The sequence below is a fragment of the Hoeflea sp. BAL378 genome (assembly GCF_000759435.1).
Taxonomy (GTDB): Bacteria; Pseudomonadota; Alphaproteobacteria; order Rhizobiales; family Rhizobiaceae; genus Hoeflea.
Map to the genome: position 1 here is coordinate 1 of NZ_JRJG01000081.1, position 19,980 is coordinate 19,980.

The following is a 19,980-nucleotide window of genomic DNA, read 5'->3' on the forward strand; positions in this document are numbered from 1 at the left end:
GCTGACGCCGCTGTCTCCGGTGCATCTCAGGGCGGTGCGGGAACCGGGCGGCGTCCGCCTCTCCTGGATCCGCCGCGGCCGGCTCTCCGGCGATAGCTGGACGCCGGCCGAGATCGGCCTGGACGAGGGGAGCGAACGGTATCGGATCGAGATCCTCGACGGCGACACAATCCTCCGCACCGCCGAGGCCGACGGTGCGCACTGGCTCTATCCGGCGGCGGACGAACTCGCCGATTTCGGCGCGGTGCAGGCCGCGCTCACCATCCGCGTGGCGCAGGCCGGGCGGCGCATCCCCTGGGGCGTGGCGCGCACCGCCACGCTTCAGCTTTGATCCCAACCCTTGAAAGGATTGTTGCGATGACCGACATCAAGCCCTGGTGGCAATCGAAAACCCTGTGGGGCGCGCTCGTCACGCTTGGCTCCGCTGCCCTCGGCCTGGCAGGCCTCGAGCTCGGCGACGCGGACCGCCAAGCGCTAGTCGAGCTGCTGACCTCGCTCGGCGCGGCGCTGGGCGGCGTGATCGCGATTTTCGGGAGGGTGACGGCCAAGAGCAGGATCGGGTGAAAGATCGCCGCCCGTGCCTCGATTCCCCGGTTTCCATTCATTTGCGGTTCAGGCAGGATCTTGTATCACTGGCTCCAAGATGAAATACGAACCGCTTCAGGGCAGATCATGACCATGAATATCCTCAGCATCGGCCTCATCGCAGCGCAGGCCGCGACCATGTCGCCGGGTGTTTCGGCGCAGCCGGGGCCGCGGGCGCCCGATGGCGCCGCGATCATCCGCGTCGCCGCGGATTGCTCCGGGGCCGCCGCGCAGGTCGTCGGCCAGACCGGCGGGCAGTTGCTGTCGGCCTCGGCCACGAGCGAAGGCGGGCAGACCGTCTGCGAAATCACCGTCCTGGTGCCGGGCAGCGGCAATGAACGGCCCAAGAAGGTCACGGTCAGGGTGCCGCAGTGAGATGGACGTCGCTGCCGGCCAGGCTACGGGACTGTGCACTGGGAGTCCCCACCGGAGCCGGCACGGCGCCGGCCAGGGGTGAGGCCGCGCGGGCGCGGAAAGACGAGACGGACAGGAAGCGGGGGCAGGCGACATGCGCATACTGATTGTCGAGGACGACAAGGATCTCAACCGCCAGCTCAGCGACGCGCTGGTCGAGCAGGGCTATGTGGTCGACCGCGCCTATGACGGCGAGGAAGGCCATTATCTCGGCGACACGGAGCCCTATGACGCGGTGATTCTCGACATCGGTCTGCCGGAAATGGACGGCGTCACGGTGCTGGAGAAATGGCGCGCCAACCAGCGCATCATGCCGGTGCTGATCCTGACGGCGCGCGACCGCTGGAGCGACAAGGTGGCCGGCATCGACGCCGGCGCCGACGATTACGTGACCAAGCCGTTCCATGTCGAGGAGGTGCTGGCGCGCATCCGCGCCCTCATCCGCCGCGCCTCCGGCCATGCCTCCTCGGAAATCGCCTGCGGCCCGGTGCGGCTCGACACCAAGGCTTCGAAGGCAACCGTCGACGGCGTCACGCTGAAGCTGACCAGCCATGAATTCCGGCTGCTGTCCTATCTCATGCATCACATGGGCGAAGTGGTGTCGCGCACCACGCTGGTCGAGCACATGTACGACCAGGATTTCGACCGCGACTCCAACACGATCGAAGTCTTCGTCGGCCGGTTGCGCAAGAAGATCGGCGTCGACCTGATCGAGACCGTGCGCGGCCTCGGCTACCGCATGGTCCCGCCCGAGGGCGCCGACGCCGGCAAGACCGGATGAAACGGGGCTCGCTCACCGCGCGCGTTCTGCTGTTTGCCTCGGTCTGGGCGGTGATCGCGCTGGTCGCCATCGCCATCGTGATCTCGCAGCTGTACCGCGCGGGCAGCGAGCGCGCCTTCGGCGACCTGCTGCGCGCCCATCTCAACAGCGTCATCAACGCCGTCTCCATCAATGCCGACGGCCAGCTTGCGGGCAACCCGCAACTGGGCGACCTGGTGTTCGACCAGCCCGGCAGCGGCTGGATCTGGCTGGTGGAGCCGCTGGGGGCGCTCGACGGGCCGCGACTCGCCTCGATCTCGATCGGCGAGACCGTGATCGTGCCGCCGAGCATCGAGGAACTGCCCTTCAATGCGCGCTACCAGCGCAGCTATCCGGCGGTTGACGCGGAGGGCAACCGGCTGGAGATCATCGAGACCGAGGTCGAGCTCGACAGCCAGGGTCACGCCGCGCGCTTCCGGGTGGGCGGCAACCGGGCGGTGGTGGAGGCCGACATCGCGGCGTTTTCGGGCAATCTCTATCTGGCGCTGGCGCTGTTCGGCATCGGCAGCCTGCTGGTCAATGCGGTGGCCATCCTCTACGGCCTCAGGCCGCTCGACCAGGCCCGGCAGGCGCTGGGCCGCATCCGCGCGGGCGAGGCGCAGATGCTTGACGGCGAGTTTCCGCGCGAGATCGCGCCGCTGGCGGGCGAGATCAACGCGCTGATCGAAGCCAACCAGCGGGTGATCGAACGCGCCCGCATGCAGGTCGGCAATTTGGCGCATTCGCTCAAGACCCCGATCGCCGTGCTCATCAACGAAGCCCGCGACATGGGGCCGGCGCACGCCAAGCTGGTCAGGACCCAGGCCGAGACCATGCAGGCCCAGGTGCAGACCTATCTCGACCGCGCCCGCATCGCCGCCCAGCGCGGCAGCGTGCTGGCCCGCACCGAGGCCGCCCCGGTGATCGAGCGGCTCGTGCGGGTGATGGCCAAGCTCAACCGGGAGCTCGAGTTTTCCACCGACATCGAGCCGCGCGACGCGGCACTCGCCATGGAAAGCCAGGACCTGGAAGAGGCGCTCGGCAATCTGGTCGAAAACGCGGCCAAATTCGCGCGGCACAAGGTGGTGGTGCGGTTGCGCCGGGCGCCGCAGGCGGATAGCCAGCGGCCGATGTTCCGCATCGACATCGATGATGACGGGCCGGGGCTCGACGAGGCCGGCATGCGCGAAGCCATGAAGCGCGGCCGCAGGCTCGACGAATCCAAGCCCGGAACCGGCCTGGGATTGTCGATCGTCGGCGAGATCGCGTCCGAGTACAAGGGCGGCTTCGCGCTGGCGCGGGCGCCGTCGGGCGGGTTGTCAGCGCGGCTGACGCTGCCGGCGCTGGGCGCGGAGGACTGAGCTTCCGTGTGGCAAAACCGGCACTCCGGCGCCGCGCCGGTCACAATGCGGCCACAGGAACGCGGCACAAAGATGGTGCGTCAAGTCTTGGGCGCAGGGAATTCCTCACGGTGTACCATGGGTTTGGACAGGCAGGGACTGAGCGGCATGCATTCTAGATTTTCACGCTTCGCGAAATTTGCGTCCATCGTCGCACTGACGGCTGTAGTCGCGGGCTGTTCCGCCACCGGCGGCGTCCGGCCCTTGTCGTTCGGTCCGTCGACGCCCCCCAGGATCGGCGGCAGCGATGCCCTGTTGGTCTCGCTCAATGGCGGCATCCTGCCGCAGACGGCGGTGATCGGCCTGAGCAAGCCCGATCAGCTTCGCGCCCTGGAGGCTGAATACCAGGCGCTGGAGAAGGCGCCGCTCGGCCAGAAGGTCGCCTGGCAAAGCCAGGGCGGCGGCAATTCCGGCGAGGTGACCGCAGGCACGCCCTATCAGGTCGGCCAGCAGAACTGCCGTCAGTACACCCACCAGGCGACCATCAACGGCGTGCCGGTGAAGGGCCAGGGCGCGGCCTGCCGCAATGACGACGGTAGCTGGACGCCGCTCGGCTGATCCGCGCGGACCATTTGATATGCATCATGGCGCGCGGGTTCGGAGGCACTATTCCTGACGGCCGACGCACCTGGCTTGCGGTCGCTGCGCGACCAAACGCCCCAATCTCCGGTTCGGCGTCGATTGCTGTTGGAAAACAAACCATGCTCGGATATTGAAACCACATGTTGTTCTGGGTAATCGCAGCCATCATGACCGCCGCCGCGACCCTGGCCCTGCTTGGGCCGGTGGCGCGCGCCCGCAGATCCGCGGCCGAGGCGCCTGAATCGCATGATGTCGAGGTCTATCGCGACCAGTTGGCCGAGATCGATCGTGACTTGGCAGACGGGCTGGTCGATTCGGCTCAGGCCGAGGTGGCGCGCACCGAAATCTCCCGCCGCCTGCTGACGGCGGCGCGCAAGATCGAGGCGGCCGATGCCGACAGCGCCGCCGCCGACAATTCCCGCCTGCGCCGGGCTGCGGTCGTGGCCGTCGCCCTCTTCATGCCGGTGGCCGCGGTCACCGCCTATGTCGAACTGGGCCGGCCCGATCTGCCGCAACTGCCGCTTTCGGCGCGGCTTCAGGCCGAACCCCAGTCCACCGACATCAGCATGCTGATCGCCAAGGCCGAACAGCATCTGGCGGAGAACCCCAACGACGGCCGCGGCTGGGACGTTCTCGGGCCGATCTACATGCGCATCGGCCGCTTCGAGGATGCCGCCGCGGCGTTTCAGCGGGCGATATCCATTCTCGGTCCTTCGCCCTCGCGGCAGGCGGGACTCGGGGAGGCGCTGTTCTCGGCCGCGGGCGGCATCGTCACGGAAGAAGCCAGCCTGGCGTTCCAGACCGCGCGCGAGCTCGATTCGACCGATCCCCGGCCGCGCTTCTACCTGGCCATCGCTCTCGCCCAGTCCGGCAAGACGTCGGAAGCGCGCGCGGCGTTCGCCGGCATGCTGGAGAGCGCGCCCGAAGGCGCGCCCTGGATCCCGGCCGTGCAAAGCCAGATCGCGGCCCTGCAGACCGACCCCTCTGTCGACGCGCCGCGCAATCCCTCCGCGACCGACATCGCCGCCGCGCAGAACATGAGCCCGGAAGATCGCCAGGCGATGATCGGCTCGATGATCGAAAGCCTGGCGGCCAAGCTCGCGGAGAAACCGGACAATATCGAGGGCTGGCTGAGGCTCGTGCGATCCTATGTGGTTTCGGGAAGCCGCGACAAGGCGCAGGTCGCGCTCGACCGCGCCTTCGCGGTGTTCACGCCCTCGGGCGCTGAAAACCGGGCGCTCAACGCCCTTGCCAATGAACTCGGCCTGATCGCCACGCCGACGCTCGGCGGCGTTCCGGTGGCGCCCAAAACCCCGGCTGCCGGACAATCCGGCGGAGAGCCGTCCGCGGCCGCGAAAACCCCCTTCATCCTGCCCGGCGCAAGCGCAAGCGGCGCGTCGGGCCAGGCCGCTGCTGAGGCGAGCGCAGGGCAAGCCGCCCCCGGCGGGCCGTCGCAGGCCGATGTCGCCGCCGCGTCGAACATGTCGGCCGCCGATCGCACCGCGATGATCCGCGGCATGGTGGAATCGCTCGACGCCAAGCTTACGGCCAATCCCGACAATCTCGACGGCTGGCTGCGACTGGTTCGCTCCTACGCCGTGCTGGGAGACCGCGCCGCCGCCGAAAAGGCGGTCGCGCGCGCCAGCGTGACCTTCCCGGGCGACAGCGAAGGCGGCCAGGCTCTGGCCGGGCTTGCGGCCGAACTCGGCCTTGAAAACGTGGTGGAGGGCCAATGACCCGCAAACAGAAGCGACTGGCGATCATCGCCGCCGGCGCGGTGTTCCTGACCGGGGCTGCGGTCCTGGTGACATCGGCGTTGCGCGAACAGATCGTGTTCTTCAATTCGCCCACCGATGTGCTGGCCCAGCATGTGGCGCCCGGCACAAGGGTGCGGCTTGGCGGCCTGGTCGAGGAGGGCTCGATCGAGCGCGGCGAGGATTCCGCGGTCACGTTCCTGGTCACCGACACCAGCGCGTCGGTCAAGGTGCGCTATGTCGGCATCCTGCCGGACCTGTTCCGCGAGGGCCAGGGCGTGGTGACCGAAGGCGTGTTTTCGGCCGATGAAGGCACATTCCTGGCCGATTCGGTGCTCGCCAAGCACGACGAGAACTACATGCCCAAGGAAGTCGCCGATGCGCTCAAGGCGCAGGGCGTGTGGAAGGAAGGCGAGCCGGCGCCGGGCGTCGGCACGCAAACGCAATAATAGGCTCGCGCGGCCACCGCCGCGAAACTTCGGGCCCCGGACGCATTTGGAGGTGAGGACGCCATGATCACGGAAATCGGCCATTTCGCCCTCGTCCTCGCGCTGGCCACGGCCATCGTCCAGTCGATCGCGCCGCTGATCGGCGCCCGCCGCCGCGATGCCGGACTGATGGCGATCGGCCCGGTGGCGGCGCTGACCTCGATGGTGCTGGTGGCGATTTCCTTTGCCGCGCTGACCTACGCCTATGTGGTCTCGGATTTCTCGGTGCTGAACGTCGTCGAGAACTCCCATTCCCTCAAGCCGATGATCTACAAGGTCACCGGCGTGTGGGGCAACCACGAGGGCTCGATGCTGCTCTGGGTGCTGATCCTGACGCTGTTTTCGGGACTGGTGGCGCTGTTCGGCCGCAACCTGCCCGACACGCTGAAGGCCAATGTGCTGGCGGTGCAGGCCTGGATCACGGTGGCGTTCCTGCTCTTCGTGCTGCTCACCTCCAATCCGTTCATGCGGCTCGACCCGGCGCCCGCGGAAGGCAACGACCTCAACCCGATCCTGCAGGACATCGGTCTCGCGATCCATCCGCCGCTGCTCTATCTCGGCTATGTCGGCTTCTCGATCTCGTTCGCCTTCGCCATCGCAGCCCTGATCGAGGGCCGGATCGACGCGGCCTGGGCGCGCTGGGTGCGGCCGTGGACGCTGACCGCCTGGGTGTTCCTCACCGCCGGCATCTCGATGGGCAGCTACTGGGCCTATTACGAGCTCGGCTGGGGCGGCTGGTGGTTCTGGGATCCGGTCGAGAACGCCTCCTTCATGCCCTGGCTGGTGGGAACGGCGCTGTTGCATTCGGCGCTGGTGATGGAAAAGCGCGAGGCGCTCAAGATCTGGACGGTGCTGCTCGCCATCCTCACCTTCTCGTTCTCGCTGCTGGGCACGTTCCTGGTCCGCTCCGGCGTGCTCACCTCGGTGCACGCCTTCGCCACCGATCCGGCGCGCGGCGTGTTCATCCTCGGCATCCTCGTGGTCTTCATCGGCGGCGCGCTGGCGCTGTTCGGCCTGCGCGCGGGCACGCTCAAGGCAGGCGGCATGTTCGCGCCGATCTCGCGCGAGGGCTCGCTGGTGCTCAACAACCTGTTCCTGACCACGGCCGCGGCCACCGTGCTGATCGGCACGCTCTATCCGCTGCTGCTCGAGGCCTTGACCGGCAGCAAGATCTCGGTCGGCGCGCCGTTCTTCAACCTCACCTTCGGGCCGCTGATGGTGCCGCTGCTGCTGGCGGTGCCGTTCGGGCCGCTGCTCGCCTGGAAGCGCGGCGACCTGGCGGGCGCGGCGCAGCGGCTCTATTTCGCCATCGGCGCCGCGCTGCTGGTCGGCCTGGGCGTGGTCTTCGTCAACACCGGCGCGCCGGTGCTGGCAGCGCTTGGCATCGCCCTCGGCGTGTTCCTGATCCTCGGCGCGTTCACCGATCTCGCCTTGCGCGCCGGCATCGGCCGGGTCGGGGCAGGGGTCGCCTGGGCCCGCCTGAGCGGACTGCCGCGTTCGGCCTTCGGCTCGGCGCTTGGTCACATGGGACTGGGCGTCACGGTGATCGGCGTGGTCGCTGCCAGCGTGTTCTCGACCGAGACGGTGGTGTCGATGAAGCCCGGCGACACGGTCAGTGCCGGCGGGTACGAACTGCATTTCGACGGCGTCCAGGAAGGCACCGGCCCCAATTATTCCTTCATGTCGGGAGAATTCACGGTGTCGCAGGGCGGCGTCGAGGTGGCCAAGATCGCCTCGGCCAAGCGCATGTACCAGGCGCGCGGCATGCCCACCACCGAGGCGGGCATCCTGACCTTCGGCGCGAGCCAGCTCTACATCGCGCTCGGCGATCCCCAGGCCAATGGCGGCCTGGTGGTGCGGGTCTGGTGGAAATCCTGGGTCACCTTCATCTGGTACGGCACGGTTGTGATGGTGCTCGGCGGCCTGCTGTCGCTGTCCGACCGCCGCCTCAGGGTCGGCGCTCCCAACCGGGCGCGCTCCAACAAGGCGCGCGCAAAGACCGTCGGGGCAACCGCATGAGGATGCTTCGCCATCTGCTGACGGTGGTGCTGCTGGTGCTGGCGTCCGCCGGCTCGGCCGCCGCCTTCAATCCGGACGAGGTGCTCGACGATCCGGCGCTCGAGGCGCGGGCGCGGGCCCTGTCGCTCGAGTTCCGCTGCCTGGTGTGCCAGAACCAGTCGATCGACGATTCCAACGCCGAACTCGCCCGCGACCTCCGGCTCCTGGTGCGCGAACGCCTGGTGGCGGGCGACACCGATCAGCAAGTGATCGACTACGTCGTCTCCCGCTACGGCGAATTCGTGCTGCTCAAGCCGCGCCTGTCCGTGCAGACGGTGCTGCTGTGGGGCGCGCCGGTGGCGATCCTGCTGATCGGCGGGGTGGTCATGGTGGCCGGGGTCCGCAACCGCGGCAAGGCGGCGGCGGCGACAAGCGGCGACGGGCTTTCCGACGCCGAGCAGGCCGAGCTTGCGAAACTGATGAAAGACCGTGACCAGCATTCCTGATAGGCTCGCCCCCGATATCCGGTGAAAGAAGGGGCAGATGATGGCTGCACACACGATCAGGGCCGAGTTCGACGGCCATTCCGGCGCGAAACTGGCCGCGCGGCTCGATCTGCCGGCCGGCGCGATTCGCGCCTGGGCGCTGTTTGCCCATTGCTTCACCTGCTCCAAGGACACGCTGGCCGCCAAACGCATCTCGGGCGAACTCGCGCGCGAGGGCATCGCCGTGATGCGCTTCGACTTCACCGGCCTGGGATCGAGCGACGGCGACTTCGCTTCCACCAATTTCTCATCCAACATCGAAGACCTGCGCGCCGCTGCCGACTGGCTGGCGGAGCATTACGACGCGCCCGAGATCCTGGTCGGCCACTCGCTCGGCGGCGCCGCGGTGCTGGCGATCGCCGGCGAGCTCGCCTCGGTCAGGGCGGTGGCCACCATCGGCGCGCCGTCCCAGGCGAGCCATGTGATCGGCAATTTCAGCGAGCATGTCGACGAGATCAAGGCCAGGGGCGAGGCCGAGGTCGACCTCGGCGGCCGGCCCTTCACCATTAAGCGGCAGTTCGTCGAGGATGTGAACGCCATCGGCCTGGCCGAGCGCATCGGCAGCATGAAGAAGGCGCTCCTCGTGCTGCACGCGCCGCGCGACGAGGTGGTGGGCATCGACAATGCCAGCGCCATCTTCACCGCCGCCAGGCACCCCAAGAGCTTCGTCTCGCTCGATGGCGCCGACCATTTGCTCACCGAGGAGGCCGACGCCAACTACGTCGCGCGGGTCATCGCCTCCTGGGCGTCGCGCTATCTTCCCGCCGATGCGCCGCGCCAGGAGGACGACGAGGTCGAGGACGTGCTCGTCGGCGAGACCGGGCAGGGCAGGTTCCAGGTTGCCATCCATGCCGGCCTGCACCGCTTCATGGCCGACGAGCCCGTCGATGTCGGCGGGTCCGACACCGGCCCGTCGCCCTACGACCTGATGGCCGCGGCGCTCGGCGCCTGCACGGCCATGACGCTGCGCATGTATGCCCGGCTCAAGAAAATCGAGCTCGGCCTGGTCAGCGTCACGGTGCGGCACAACAAAGTCCACGCAAAGGATTGCCTGGAATGCACCGACGAGGAACGCGCGGGCGGCGGCAAGATCGACCGCTTCGAGCGGGTGATCTCGATCGATGGCGGGGCGCCGGCGGAGCTTGCCGCCAAGATCGCCGAAATCGCCGGAAAATGCCCGGTCCACCGCACCCTCGAGCAGGGCGCCAAGGTGGTTACGCGCGTCGAGTGAAGCGCCGAATTGCCAATTGTGGCAACGACATGACCGCGATTATTACAAAGGTTTAATGATCCGGAAAGCTTGCAGTAAGTCGAGCGCCCCTATGTATACGTCCAGAGCCGCACAGTCGGCTGGACCAAACAAAAGAGGTTGAGACATGTCGAATACCCCCCGCAAGTTTTCCAAGGGTTTCCTGAGCACGACCGCGATCGCAGGCGTCGCCGCGGCGCTTCTCGCCACCGGCGTTCCCGCTCCGGTTTCCAGTGCCTTCGCCGATGCCGTGCGCGTGGAAGCGCCGCAGGCTCCGAGCTTCGCCGATGTCGTTGACGCCGTGTCGCCGGCCGTCGTGTCGGTGCGCGTTCAGGCCGAAACCAAGACGGTGTCCAATGACGGCCCGTTCAACTTCGATTTCAACGGCCGCGGCTTTGAAGATCTGCCCGACGACCATCCGATGAAGAAGTTCTTCGACCAGTTCAGCCGCGGCTTCGGCGATCAGCCGGGCGACGGCGACCGCCGCGCCGAACGCGACCGCCGCGGTCCCGACGGCAAGGGCCGTCCCGGCCGGGTGCGCCCGGTCAGCCAGGGTTCGGGCTTCTTCATCTCCGAGGACGGCTTCCTGGTCACCAACAACCATGTCGTGGAAGACGGCTCCGCCTTCACCGTGATCATGGATGACGGCACCGAACTCGACGCCAAGCTCGTCGGCCGCGACAGCCGCACCGACCTGGCCGTGCTCAAGGTCGAGGAAGCCCGCAAGTTCACCTATGTCGACTTCGCCGACGATTCCAAGGTCCGGGTCGGCGACTGGGTCGTGGCCGTGGGCAATCCCTTCGGTCTGGGCGGCAGCGTCACCGCGGGCATCGTCTCGGCCCGTGGCCGCGACATCGGCGCCGGCCCCTATGACGACTTCATCCAGGTGGACGCCGCCGTCAACCGCGGCAATTCGGGCGGTCCGACCTTCAACCTCAACGGCGAAGTCATCGGCATCAACACCGCCATCTTCTCGCCCTCGGGCGGCAATGTCGGCATCGCCTTCGCGATCCCCGCATCGACCGCGCGCACCGTCATCGCCGACCTGATGAAGGACGGTTCGGTCGAACGCGGCTGGCTGGGCGTGCAGATCCAGCCGGTCACCGAGGACATCGCCGAATCGCTCGGCCTCGAGGGTCAGGACGGCGCGCTGGTCGCCGAGCCGCAGCCGGACACGCCCGCCGACAAGGCCGGCATCAAGGCCGGCGACGTGGTCACCGCCGTCAACGGCGACACGGTCAAGGGTCCCCGCGAACTCGCCAAGATGATCGCCGCCTTCGATCCGGGCGAGACCGTCGACATCTCGATCTGGCGCAACGGCAAGAGCGAGACCGTCAAGGTCGAGCTGGGATCGCTGCCCACCGAGACGGCCGCGCTGACGCCCGATGAGGAGACCGCGCCGTCGGCTCCCCAGGCGGAAGCCACGCTCGACCAGTTCGGCCTCACGGTGGTCCCCGCCGAGACCGGAACCGGCCTGGTCATCACCGCGGTCGAGCCTGACAGCGCCGCCGAGGAACGCGGCCTGCGCGCCGGCGACGTGATCGTCGCGGTCAACAACCAGGATGTCGCCAACGCCTCGGACGTCGTCAGCATCATCGATGCCGCCGCCAAGGATGGTCGCAAGGCCGCCCTGTTCCAGGTGGAGAACGAGAACCGCTCGCGCTTCGTCGCCCTGCCCATCGACCAGGGCTGAGCCCCGCCTCACCGAACCCATCCGGGACATGCCCGTCATGTCCCGGATGCCCAACGCGGCGGGCTGTCCCCCCAGCTCCGCCGCGTTTTTTCGTCCGGGCGCCGCACGGTCCTGCCCGGGCGGGAAGCCGCGACAGGCGCGCGCTCTGCCCGGGGCGCAAAGCTTGCGGCAGACCCCTGAAAGAATGCATGGTCGCAGGCGCGCAGGGTCCATTCCGGCGCCACATGCATTAGGATCACGCCATGAAGATTCTCATCATCGAAGACGACCTGGAAACCGCCGCCTATCTGTCCAAGGCCTTCCGCGAGGCGGGAATCACCGTCGATCACGCCAGCGATGGCGATTCAGGCTTCTTTCTCGCCTCCGAGAACAGCTACGACGCGCTGGTGGTCGACCGCATGCTGCCCAAGCGCGACGGCCTGTCGATCATCGCCGAGCTGCGCGGGCGCGGCGATGACACGCCGGTGCTGATCCTGTCGGCCTTGGGCCAGGTCGACGACCGGGTCACCGGCCTGCGCGCGGGCGGCGACGACTATCTGACCAAGCCCTACGCCTTCTCCGAGCTGCTGGCGCGGATCGAGATCCTCGGTCGCCGCAAGGGCGGGCGCGAGCAGGAGACCACCTACCGGGTCGGCGACCTGGAGCTCGACCGGCTGAGCCACGAGGTCCGCCGCGCCGGGCAGCCGATCCCGCTGCAGCCGCGCGAATACCGCCTGCTTGAATATCTGATGAAGAACGCCGGCCAGGTGGTGACCCGCACCATGCTGCTAGAGCATGTATGGGACTATCATTTCGATCCGCAGACCAATGTCATCGACGTGCACATTTCCCGGCTCCGCTCAAAGATCGAGAAGGATTTCGGCGAGCCGCTGCTCAGGACCGTGCGCGGCGCCGGCTACATGATGAAAGCCGGAGGCTAGCCCGACCGATGTCACGCCTGCGCGCCATGCTCTCGACCACGGCCGTGCGGCTGTCGGCGCTCTATCTCGGCCTTTTCGCGCTCTGCGCCGTGGCCCTTGTGTTCTACGTCACCGCCATATCCGAAGGGATGCAGCGCGACCGCACCCAGGGCGCGATCGCCAACGAGCTGCGCGTCGTCGCTGGCGCCTATCGACGGGCCGGCGTGGCGGGCCTTGTCCGCGTGATCGAGCGGCGCTCGCGCCAGCCCGGCGCCAATCTCTACGCCATCGCCATGCCCACCGGCGACCTGATCGCCGGCAACATCGCCTCGCTGCAACCCGGCGTGCTGGACGAGGAGGGCTGGACCCTGGTGCCGTTCCGCTACCAGCGCATCGGCGATGTCGAGACCGAGGATCACCGTGCGCTGGCGCAGGTGGTGTTCCTGCCCAACGGCATGCGCCTGATGGTCGGCCGCGACATCGGCGAGCGCGAACAGGTGCGCGGCCTGGTGCGCCAGGCGCTGGTGATCGCGCTGGCGATCATGTTCGCGGGCGCGCTGGCGATCTGGTTCTTCGTCGGCCGCCGGGCTTTGAAGCGCATCGACCACATGTCGGAGGCGAGCAAGAAGATCCTCGCCGGCGACCTGGCCCAGCGCCTGCCGGTTAACGGCTCCGGCGACGAGTTCGACCGGCTGAGCCTGTCGCTCAACGCCATGCTGGGCCGCATCGAGCGGCTCAACGAGGGGCTGAGGCAGGTCTCCGACAACATCGCCCACGATCTCAAGACGCCGCTAACGCGGCTCAGGAACCGCGCCGAGGCGGCGCTGGCCGATGACGGCGGCGCCGAGGCGCATCGCGAAGCGCTCGAGCAGATGATCGCCGACAGCGACCAGTTGATACGCACCTTCAACGCGCTTCTGATGATCAGCCGGGTCGAGGCGGGTTCCTCGACCGCGCAGATGAGCGATGTCGACCTGTCGGGTCTGGCGTCGGACGCCGCCGAACTCTACGAGCCGCTGGCCGAGGAGCAGGGCATCCGGCTCACCGCCCGGATCGCGCCGGGCGTGACGATCCGCGGCAACCGCGAGCTTCTCGCCCAGGCGCTGTCGAACCTGATCGACAACGCGGTCAAATACGCCGATGGCGGCGAGGCGCCGGCGATCGAAGTCACGCTCGACCGGACCAAAGGCGAGGTGCGGCTGTCGGTGACCGACAACGGCCCCGGCGTGCCTGCCGACCGGCGCGAGGACGTGGTCAAGCGCTTCGTCCGGCTCGATGAAAGCCGTTCAAAACCCGGAACCGGGCTTGGATTGAGCCTTGTGCAGGCGGTGGCGGCGCTGCATGGTGGGCGCCTGGAGCTCGCGGATGCGTCGCCGGAGGCAAAGTCCTCACCCGGCCTCGCCGTGACCATGGTGCTGCCGGGGGGGACATGAACGACACACCAGGCCCAGGGCCGCTTGCCGGACTGACGCAAAGCCCGATCCGCGCACCGTCGGCCAGTGCCGCGAAATCGGTGGCGGCCGATCTCAAGCCGCTGGCCGCCGATCATCCCGAGATCGCCGAAGTGCTGGCGGGCGAGGGCCCGGCCCGCGACTTCCTGCTGGCGGCGCTGGCGCTGTCGCCGTTCCTGCGCGAGACCGCGATGGCCGATCCGGCCTCGCTGGCGCTGGCGCTGTCGAAGCCCTCTGCCGAGATCGTGGCCGAGACGGTCGCCGCCGCGCGCGCCGCCTGGCGCGGCCCCGACGGCGGGCTCGCCAGCGAGGCCGAGCTGATGGCCGGCCTGCGCCGGGCCAAGCGGCGCGTCTCGCTGACGCTGGCCCTGAACGACCTCTCCCGCCTGATCGATGCGCGGCAGACCACGGCCGCGCTGAGCGACCTTGCCGACGCCTGCCTGGGTGCGGCCTTCGACCATCTGCTGCGCGCCGGCCATGAGTCCGGCAAGCTCAGCCTGTCCGACCCGGACCGGCCGGCCGAAAAATCCGGACTGATCGTGCTCGGCATGGGCAAGCACGGTGCCCGCGAGCTCAACTATTCCTCCGACATCGACATCGTCGTTTTCTTCGATCCCGAGGCCAAAGTGGTCGCCGACCGCGACGAGGTGACCGACGTCTTCGCGCGCATGGTGCGGCGGCTGGTCAGGATCATGCAGGAGCGCACCGGTGACGGCTATGTGTTCCGCACGGACCTCCGGCTCCGGCCCGATCCGGGCTCGACGCCGCTCGCCTTTCCTCTCGAGGCGGCGCTCAACTATTACGAAAGCCGCGGCCAGAACTGGGAGCGGGCGGCCTTCATCAAGGCGCGGCCGGTGGCCGGCGACCTGGAGGCGGGCGAACGCTTCCTCAAGGAGCTGGTGCCCTTCGTCTTCCGCAAATATCTCGATTTCGCCGCCATCTCCGACATCCATTCGATCAAGCGGCAGATCCACGCCCATCGCGGCTTCGGCGACATCGCGGTCAAGGGCCACAATGTCAAGCTCGGCCGCGGCGGCATCCGCGAGATCGAGTTCTTCGTCCAGACCCAGCAGTTGATCGGCGGCGGTCGGCTGCCGCGATTGCGGCTCAGGCGCACCGACGAGATGCTGGTGGCGCTGGCCCGCGCCCGCTGGATCGATCCCACGACCGCGAGGACGCTCGCCGAAAGCTACTGGTACCTGCGCGACGTCGAGCACCGCATCCAGATGGTGCATGACGAGCAGAGCCACACCCTGCCCGAAGGCGAGGCCGAGCTCGCCCGCATCGCGCTGATGATGGGCGAGGCGGACACGGCAAGCTTCGGCAAGACCTATGTCGGCGTGCTGGCGCGCGTCGAACAGTGCTACGCGGAGCTGTTCGAGAAGGAAGCAGGCCTGTCGGGCGGCATGGGCAATCTCGTGTTCACCGGCGAGGACGACGATCCCGGCACGCTCGAGACGCTGGCCGGGCTCGGCTTCGAGCGCCCCGCCGACATCTCCCGCATCATCCGCACCTGGCATTATGGCCGCTACCGCGCCACCCAGTCGGTGGAGGCGCGCGAGCGGCTGACCGAGCTCACGCCGGAGCTTCTGCGCGTCTTCGGCGCCACCAAGCGCGCCGACGAGGCGCTGATCCGCTTCGACGCCTTCATTTCCGGCCTGCCGGCGGGCATCCAGCTGTTCTCGCTGATCGGCACCAATCCCGGCCTGCTGTCGCTGATGGTGACGATCATGGCCTCCGCCCCCAGGCTCGCCGAGATCATCGCCCGCAAGCCGCATGTCTTCGACGGCATGCTCGATCCCGGGCTGATGGCGGAGCTGCCGACGCGCGACTATCTCTCCGAGCGGCTCGAAGCCTTTCTTGAGGGCGCCCATGCCTATGAGGAGATCCTCGACCGGCTGCGGATCGTGGCGCTCGAGCAGAAATTCCTGATCGGCGTTCGGCTGCTCACGGGCGCGATCTCGCCCGAGCGCGCCGCGCGCAGCTTCTCCCATCTCGCCGACCTGATCATCGGCGCCGCGCTCGACGCGGTGCGCGACGGCATGGAGGAGGCGCACGGCAGGGTGCCGGGCGGCCGCGCCGCCGTCATCGGCATGGGCAAGCTCGGCAGCTACGAGCTGACGGCGGGCTCGGACATCGACATCATCCTGCTCTACGATCACGCTGCCGGCGCCGAGGAATCCGACGGGCCCAAGCCGCTCGATCCGGTGCGCTATTACACCCGCATGACCCAGCGCCTAGTGGCGGCGCTGTCGGCGCCCACCGCAGAGGGCATTCTCTACGAGGTGGATCTCCGGCTCCGGCCCTCGGGCAACAAGGGCCCGGTGGCGACCTCGGTCCGGGCGTTTTCCAAGTACCAGTCCGAGGAGGCCTGGACCTGGGAGCACATGGCGCTGACCCGGGCCCGCACGGTGGCAGGCGAGGACAGCTTGCGCGCCGAGGCCCGCGCGCTGATCGACGAGGTGCTGGCCAAGCCCCGCGACGAGAAGAAGCTGCTCGCCGATCTCACCGAGATGCGCGGCCTGATCGAGCAGGAAAAGCCGCCGCGCGACATCTGGGACGTGAAGCTCATTCCCGGCGGGCTGATCGACATCGAATTCATCGCCCAGTATCTCTCGCTCAAGGCCCGTGCGGCGGGCTGGCTGCCCGCGCGCGAGGACGACGAGGCCGCGGGCCTGCTCGCCGGGTCGGAGCCGGCCGGGGCCGCCGCCGGACCATCCGACGCCGTCGCGTCCCCGCCGCAGCCCGAACAGGGCGAATGCACCTCCACCGACGCCACGCTCAAGATCCTCGGACCCGGGGAACTCGGCCAGGAGACGACCGAGGAGCTGCGCCACGCGCTCGGGCTGTGGAGCGGGCACGCCCAGATCGTGCGGCTCTGCACCGAAGGCGATTTCGCCCCCAAACAAGCCCCCGCCGGCCTGATCGACCTCGTCACCCGCACCGGCGAAGCCCCCGACCTCGCCACGCTCGAAACCGACTTCAAGGCGACCTCGAAACGGGTGCGGGCGATTTTCAGGAAGGTGACGGGGGAGGGGCCGCGACCTAGCTCGAAAACCACATCCGCTTGAGCGTCGCGTCGCGTTTGACGAAATGGTGGTAGAGCGCCGCAGCCGCGTGCGCGACGAACAGCACGAGCAGCAGCTTGGCGCCGATGCCGTGCGCGGCGCGGGGCGCGAAATCGCCGAAATCGGGCAGCGGGCCGGGCGCGCCGCCGAAGATGATGTCTCCCGCGCCCGACAGCACGAACAGGCTGATGCCGCTCACGGCCATGCCGATCACCAGGAGGTAGAGCAGCCCGTGCACCGCCTTGGCGCTCCGGACCTGCCAGGCCGGGTCGGCGGAGAGCGGCTCGGGATGGGCGTCGAACCGCCACCACCAGACGATGCGGGCCAGCGTGAGAAGCAGGACGGCGATGCCCATCGGCGCGTGCGCCGCCAGGATCCGCGCCTTGCCGGCCGGGTCGACGGTCTCGTCGGCCAGCATGCCCGAGGCCAGAAGCGCCGTGATCAGGACAACGCTGAGCCAGTGAATGCTGACGGCGACCGCGCCGTAGGTGGTGGGGCTGCTTTTCATGCTCATCGCGATTATCCTTTCCCTGGCCTTGCTCTGGGGCCTTCTGTCCGGCGCGGGGCGGCCTTGGCGGCGACGGCGGCCGGGGGCGCGGTTTCGGGCTTGAAACCCGCGTCGATCCGGAATAATGTTTACACGGAAATGATTTACATGGCAACTAAAAAACCGCTCAAGCGCCCGCGATCCCTAGGCCAGGTCCTGACCTTCGCCACCGCCGCTACCGGGGCGATGTGCCAGGAGATGCTGGCCGCCCACGACCTCACTTTGGCGCAATGGGTGATCCTGTCGGCGCTGTGGCGCCGCGACGGGATGCTGGTGAGCGAAATCGCCGACTACAGCGGCAACAATGCCCCCGCCGCCTCGCGCATCATCGACCGGATGGCCGAGCGCGGCCTGGTCACCCGCGAGCCCGCCACCGACGACAAGCGCGTGGTCCGGGTGCATGTTACCGAACTGGGCCTGAGCCTGAAGCATCTTGAGGACTTCTATGAGCGGGCCAATGCGCTGCTCCTCGACGGCATCGCTCCGGAGGAGGCGGAGACGCTGTTCCGACTGCTCAAGCGCGTCGACTCCAATGCCCGGCGCGCGACCCGCGGCGGCGCGGCCGCCTGAGGACTGCGGTTCAGGACCCGGCGGCGAGGGTGCCGCTGGACCGGGGCGGAAGACTAGGCAATCTCATACCTAATTTGTCATATATTCCGATTAACTGAAAGTAAGATCAACCGGTCGATAACCATTCCCAGTATTTCCGGGAACTCAGGATTGGTGTGTCTTCATGATGGGCAATTTCAAGATATCGACGAGGCTCTACTTCCTTGTCGGCCTCGCCCTTGCGGTTTTCACCGCGGCCGCGGTCTACAAGCTCTACGACAGTCACGCCGCCATGGTGTCCGAGCGCAAGGCCAAGCTCAACGCGCTCGACGAGAACGTCATCTCCATGTTCAAGCGCTTCCATGAGCTGGAAACCTCCGGCGCGCTCACCCGCGAGGAGGCGCAGGCCCGCGCCATCGAAGCCGTCCGGGCGATGCGCTACGAGGAGAGCGGCTATTTCTGGATCAATGACATGTCCAACATGATGATCATGCATCCGCTCTCGCCGGCGCTCGAGAACACCGACCTGTCCGAACTCAAGGATGCGAACGGCAAGTTCTTCTTCAACGAGTTCATCAAGGTCGTCAAAGCCGATGGCGAGGGCTTCGTCGATTACCACTGGGCCAAGCCGGGCGTCGAGGGCCCTGTCCTCAAGTTCTCCCACGTCGAGGGCTTCGCCCCCTGGGGCTGGATCGTCGGCACCGGCGTCTATGCCGATGACCTGGCCGCGCTGTTCTACAAGAACGTCGCCACCACCGCCATCACGCTGGGCGCCGGCGCGCTCGCAATCCTGCTCATTGCCTTCGCCACCGTGCGCAGCGTGGTCACGCCGATCCGCCGGCTCAACGCCACCATGCAGGACATCGCCCGCGAGGATGTCAGCGGCGAGGTTCCCGAGACCGGCCGCAAGGACGAGGTCGGCGAAATGGCCGCCTCCGTGCTGGTACTGCGCGACTCGGTGCGGGAACGCGCCCAGATGCGGCAGCGCGAGATCGAGCAGCAGCAGGTTCTCGACGCCGAACGCAGCGAGGGCGAACGCCGCCGCGCCGAGGTCAGCGAGACCCAGGCCGACGTCATGACCAAGCTCGGCGCCGCGCTTGAAAAGCTCGCAGGCGGCGACCTGACCGTGCAGATCGACGACATCGCCCCCGAATACGCCAAGCTGCGCGACGATTTCAACGACGCCGTCGCGGCGCTCGGCGACGTCATCTCGGTCATTGCCCAGTCCACCGACGTGGTCAGCGCCAGCGCCGACGGCATCTCCGAAGCCGCCAACAACCTGTCGCACCGGACCGAACAGCAGGCGGCCTCGCTCGAGGAAACCGCCGCCGCGCTCGACGAGATCACCTCGACCGTGCGCAACTCCTCCGAACGCGCCACCGAAGCCAACCGGATGGTCAGCCAGACCCGCCAGAGCACCGACAAGTCGGGCGAGATCGTCAATCAGGCAATCTCCGCGATGACCCGGATCAAGGACGAATCCGACCGCATCGGCACCATCATCGGCGTCATCGACGAGATCGCCTTCCAGACCAACCTGCTCGCGCTCAATGCCGGCGTCGAGGCGGCCCGGGCGGGCGAGGCGGGCAGGGGCTTTGCCGTCGTCGCCCAGGAAGTCCGCGAACTCGCCCAGCGCTCGGCCACCGCGGCCCGCGAGATCAAGGAACTGATTTCGAGCTCCGCCAGCGAGGTCCAGAACGGCGTGTCGCTGGTCCAGTCGACGGGCGAGGCGCTGTCGGAAATCGAGAGCTTCGTCACCAAGGTCAACGAGCAGGTCAATTCGATCGCCACGGCCGCGCGCGAGCAGGCCAATGCCTTGGCCGAGGTCAACACCGCCGTCAACCAGATGGACCAGATGACCCAGCAGAACGCGGCGATGGTGGAGGAGACAAGTGCTGCGAGCATGACGCTGACCCAGGAGAGCGCGCAGCTCAACACCATGCTGCGCAAGTTCCGCCT

18 protein-coding genes are annotated in these 19,980 nt (G+C 67.9%); 17 read left to right on the top strand and 1 reads right to left on the bottom strand.

Annotated elements, in window-relative coordinates; all coding sequences use genetic code 11:
* From LL06_RS27700 to LL06_RS17455, 15 genes are all read left to right on the top strand, one after another.
* Positions 1-331 (top strand): hypothetical protein (locus LL06_RS27700; protein WP_035529718.1); only part of this gene is annotated, 331 nt, incomplete at its 5' end.
* A gap of 26 nt (positions 332-357) precedes the next feature.
* A complete protein-coding gene (locus LL06_RS17390) occupies positions 358-564 on the top strand; it encodes a hypothetical protein (protein ID WP_035529721.1) in 207 nt (68 codons plus the stop codon).
* Between the two features lie 159 nt (positions 565-723).
* Complete coding sequence (locus tag LL06_RS17395) at positions 724-960, top strand: hypothetical protein (RefSeq protein WP_345775688.1); 237 nt, start codon at positions 724-726, stop codon at positions 958-960.
* A gap of 133 nt (positions 961-1,093) precedes the next feature.
* Positions 1,094-1,780, top strand: a complete 687-nt coding sequence (locus tag LL06_RS17400; protein WP_035529723.1) for a response regulator transcription factor — start codon at positions 1,094-1,096, stop codon at positions 1,778-1,780.
* Complete coding sequence (locus LL06_RS17405; protein WP_035529725.1) at positions 1,777-3,159, top strand: HAMP domain-containing sensor histidine kinase; 1,383 nt, start codon at positions 1,777-1,779, stop codon at positions 3,157-3,159. The genes LL06_RS17400 and LL06_RS17405 overlap by 4 nt, the downstream gene beginning before the upstream one ends.
* Positions 3,160-3,306: 147 nt before the next feature.
* Positions 3,307-3,756 carry a hypothetical protein gene (locus LL06_RS17410; RefSeq protein ID WP_035529727.1) on the top strand — a complete coding sequence of 150 codons (450 nt, stop codon included), beginning with the start codon at positions 3,307-3,309 and terminating at the stop codon, positions 3,754-3,756.
* A gap of 164 nt (positions 3,757-3,920) precedes the next feature.
* Entirely contained in the window at positions 3,921-5,516 is a 1,596-nt protein-coding gene (gene ccmI, locus LL06_RS17415; protein WP_052161682.1) for a c-type cytochrome biogenesis protein CcmI, read from the top strand.
* Complete coding sequence (gene ccmE / locus LL06_RS17420; RefSeq protein ID WP_035529729.1) at positions 5,513-5,983, top strand: cytochrome c maturation protein CcmE; 471 nt, start codon at positions 5,513-5,515, stop codon at positions 5,981-5,983. The genes ccmI and ccmE overlap by 4 nt, the downstream gene beginning before the upstream one ends.
* A gap of 63 nt (positions 5,984-6,046) precedes the next feature.
* A complete protein-coding gene (locus LL06_RS17425) occupies positions 6,047-8,041 on the top strand; it encodes a heme lyase CcmF/NrfE family subunit (RefSeq protein ID WP_035529731.1) in 1,995 nt (664 codons plus the stop codon).
* A gap of 2 nt (positions 8,042-8,043) precedes the next feature.
* Positions 8,044-8,526, top strand: coding sequence for a cytochrome c-type biogenesis protein (locus tag LL06_RS17430; protein WP_035529733.1), 483 nt, complete (start codon positions 8,044-8,046; stop codon positions 8,524-8,526).
* Positions 8,527-8,566: 40 nt separating this feature from the next.
* Complete coding sequence (locus tag LL06_RS17435; protein WP_035529747.1) at positions 8,567-9,796, top strand: bifunctional alpha/beta hydrolase/OsmC family protein; 1,230 nt, start codon at positions 8,567-8,569, stop codon at positions 9,794-9,796.
* A 145-nt stretch (positions 9,797-9,941) separates the two neighbouring features.
* Positions 9,942-11,507 carry a Do family serine endopeptidase gene (locus LL06_RS17440; protein ID WP_035529735.1) on the top strand — a complete coding sequence of 522 codons (1,566 nt, stop codon included), beginning with the start codon at positions 9,942-9,944 and terminating at the stop codon, positions 11,505-11,507.
* A gap of 242 nt (positions 11,508-11,749) precedes the next feature.
* On the top strand, positions 11,750-12,427 hold the full coding sequence (locus LL06_RS17445; RefSeq protein WP_035529737.1) for a response regulator transcription factor: 678 nt from the start codon (positions 11,750-11,752) through the stop codon (positions 12,425-12,427).
* 8 nt (positions 12,428-12,435) lie between these two features.
* Entirely contained in the window at positions 12,436-13,839 is a 1,404-nt protein-coding gene (locus tag LL06_RS17450; protein WP_035529739.1) for a HAMP domain-containing sensor histidine kinase, read from the top strand.
* Entirely contained in the window at positions 13,836-16,928 is a 3,093-nt protein-coding gene (locus tag LL06_RS17455; RefSeq protein WP_052161683.1) for a bifunctional [glutamine synthetase] adenylyltransferase/[glutamine synthetase]-adenylyl-L-tyrosine phosphorylase, read from the top strand. Before LL06_RS17450 ends, LL06_RS17455 begins: the two co-directional genes overlap by 4 nt.
* On the opposite strand, the gene LL06_RS17460 is transcribed toward LL06_RS17455, so the two are convergent.
* Complete coding sequence (locus LL06_RS17460; RefSeq protein ID WP_244447170.1) at positions 16,903-17,439, bottom strand: cytochrome b/b6 domain-containing protein; 537 nt, start codon at positions 17,437-17,439, stop codon at positions 16,903-16,905. The genes LL06_RS17455 and LL06_RS17460 overlap by 26 nt on opposite strands.
* 141 nt (positions 17,440-17,580) lie before the next feature.
* On the opposite strand from LL06_RS17460, the gene LL06_RS17465 reads away from it, so the two are divergent.
* Both LL06_RS17465 and LL06_RS17470 read left to right on the top strand, forming a co-directional pair.
* Positions 17,581-18,042, top strand: coding sequence for a MarR family transcriptional regulator (locus LL06_RS17465; protein WP_035529753.1), 462 nt, complete (start codon positions 17,581-17,583; stop codon positions 18,040-18,042).
* Between the two features lie 166 nt (positions 18,043-18,208).
* The coding region (locus LL06_RS17470) for a methyl-accepting chemotaxis protein (protein WP_035529741.1) at positions 18,209-19,980 on the top strand (1,772 nt) is incomplete at its 3' end.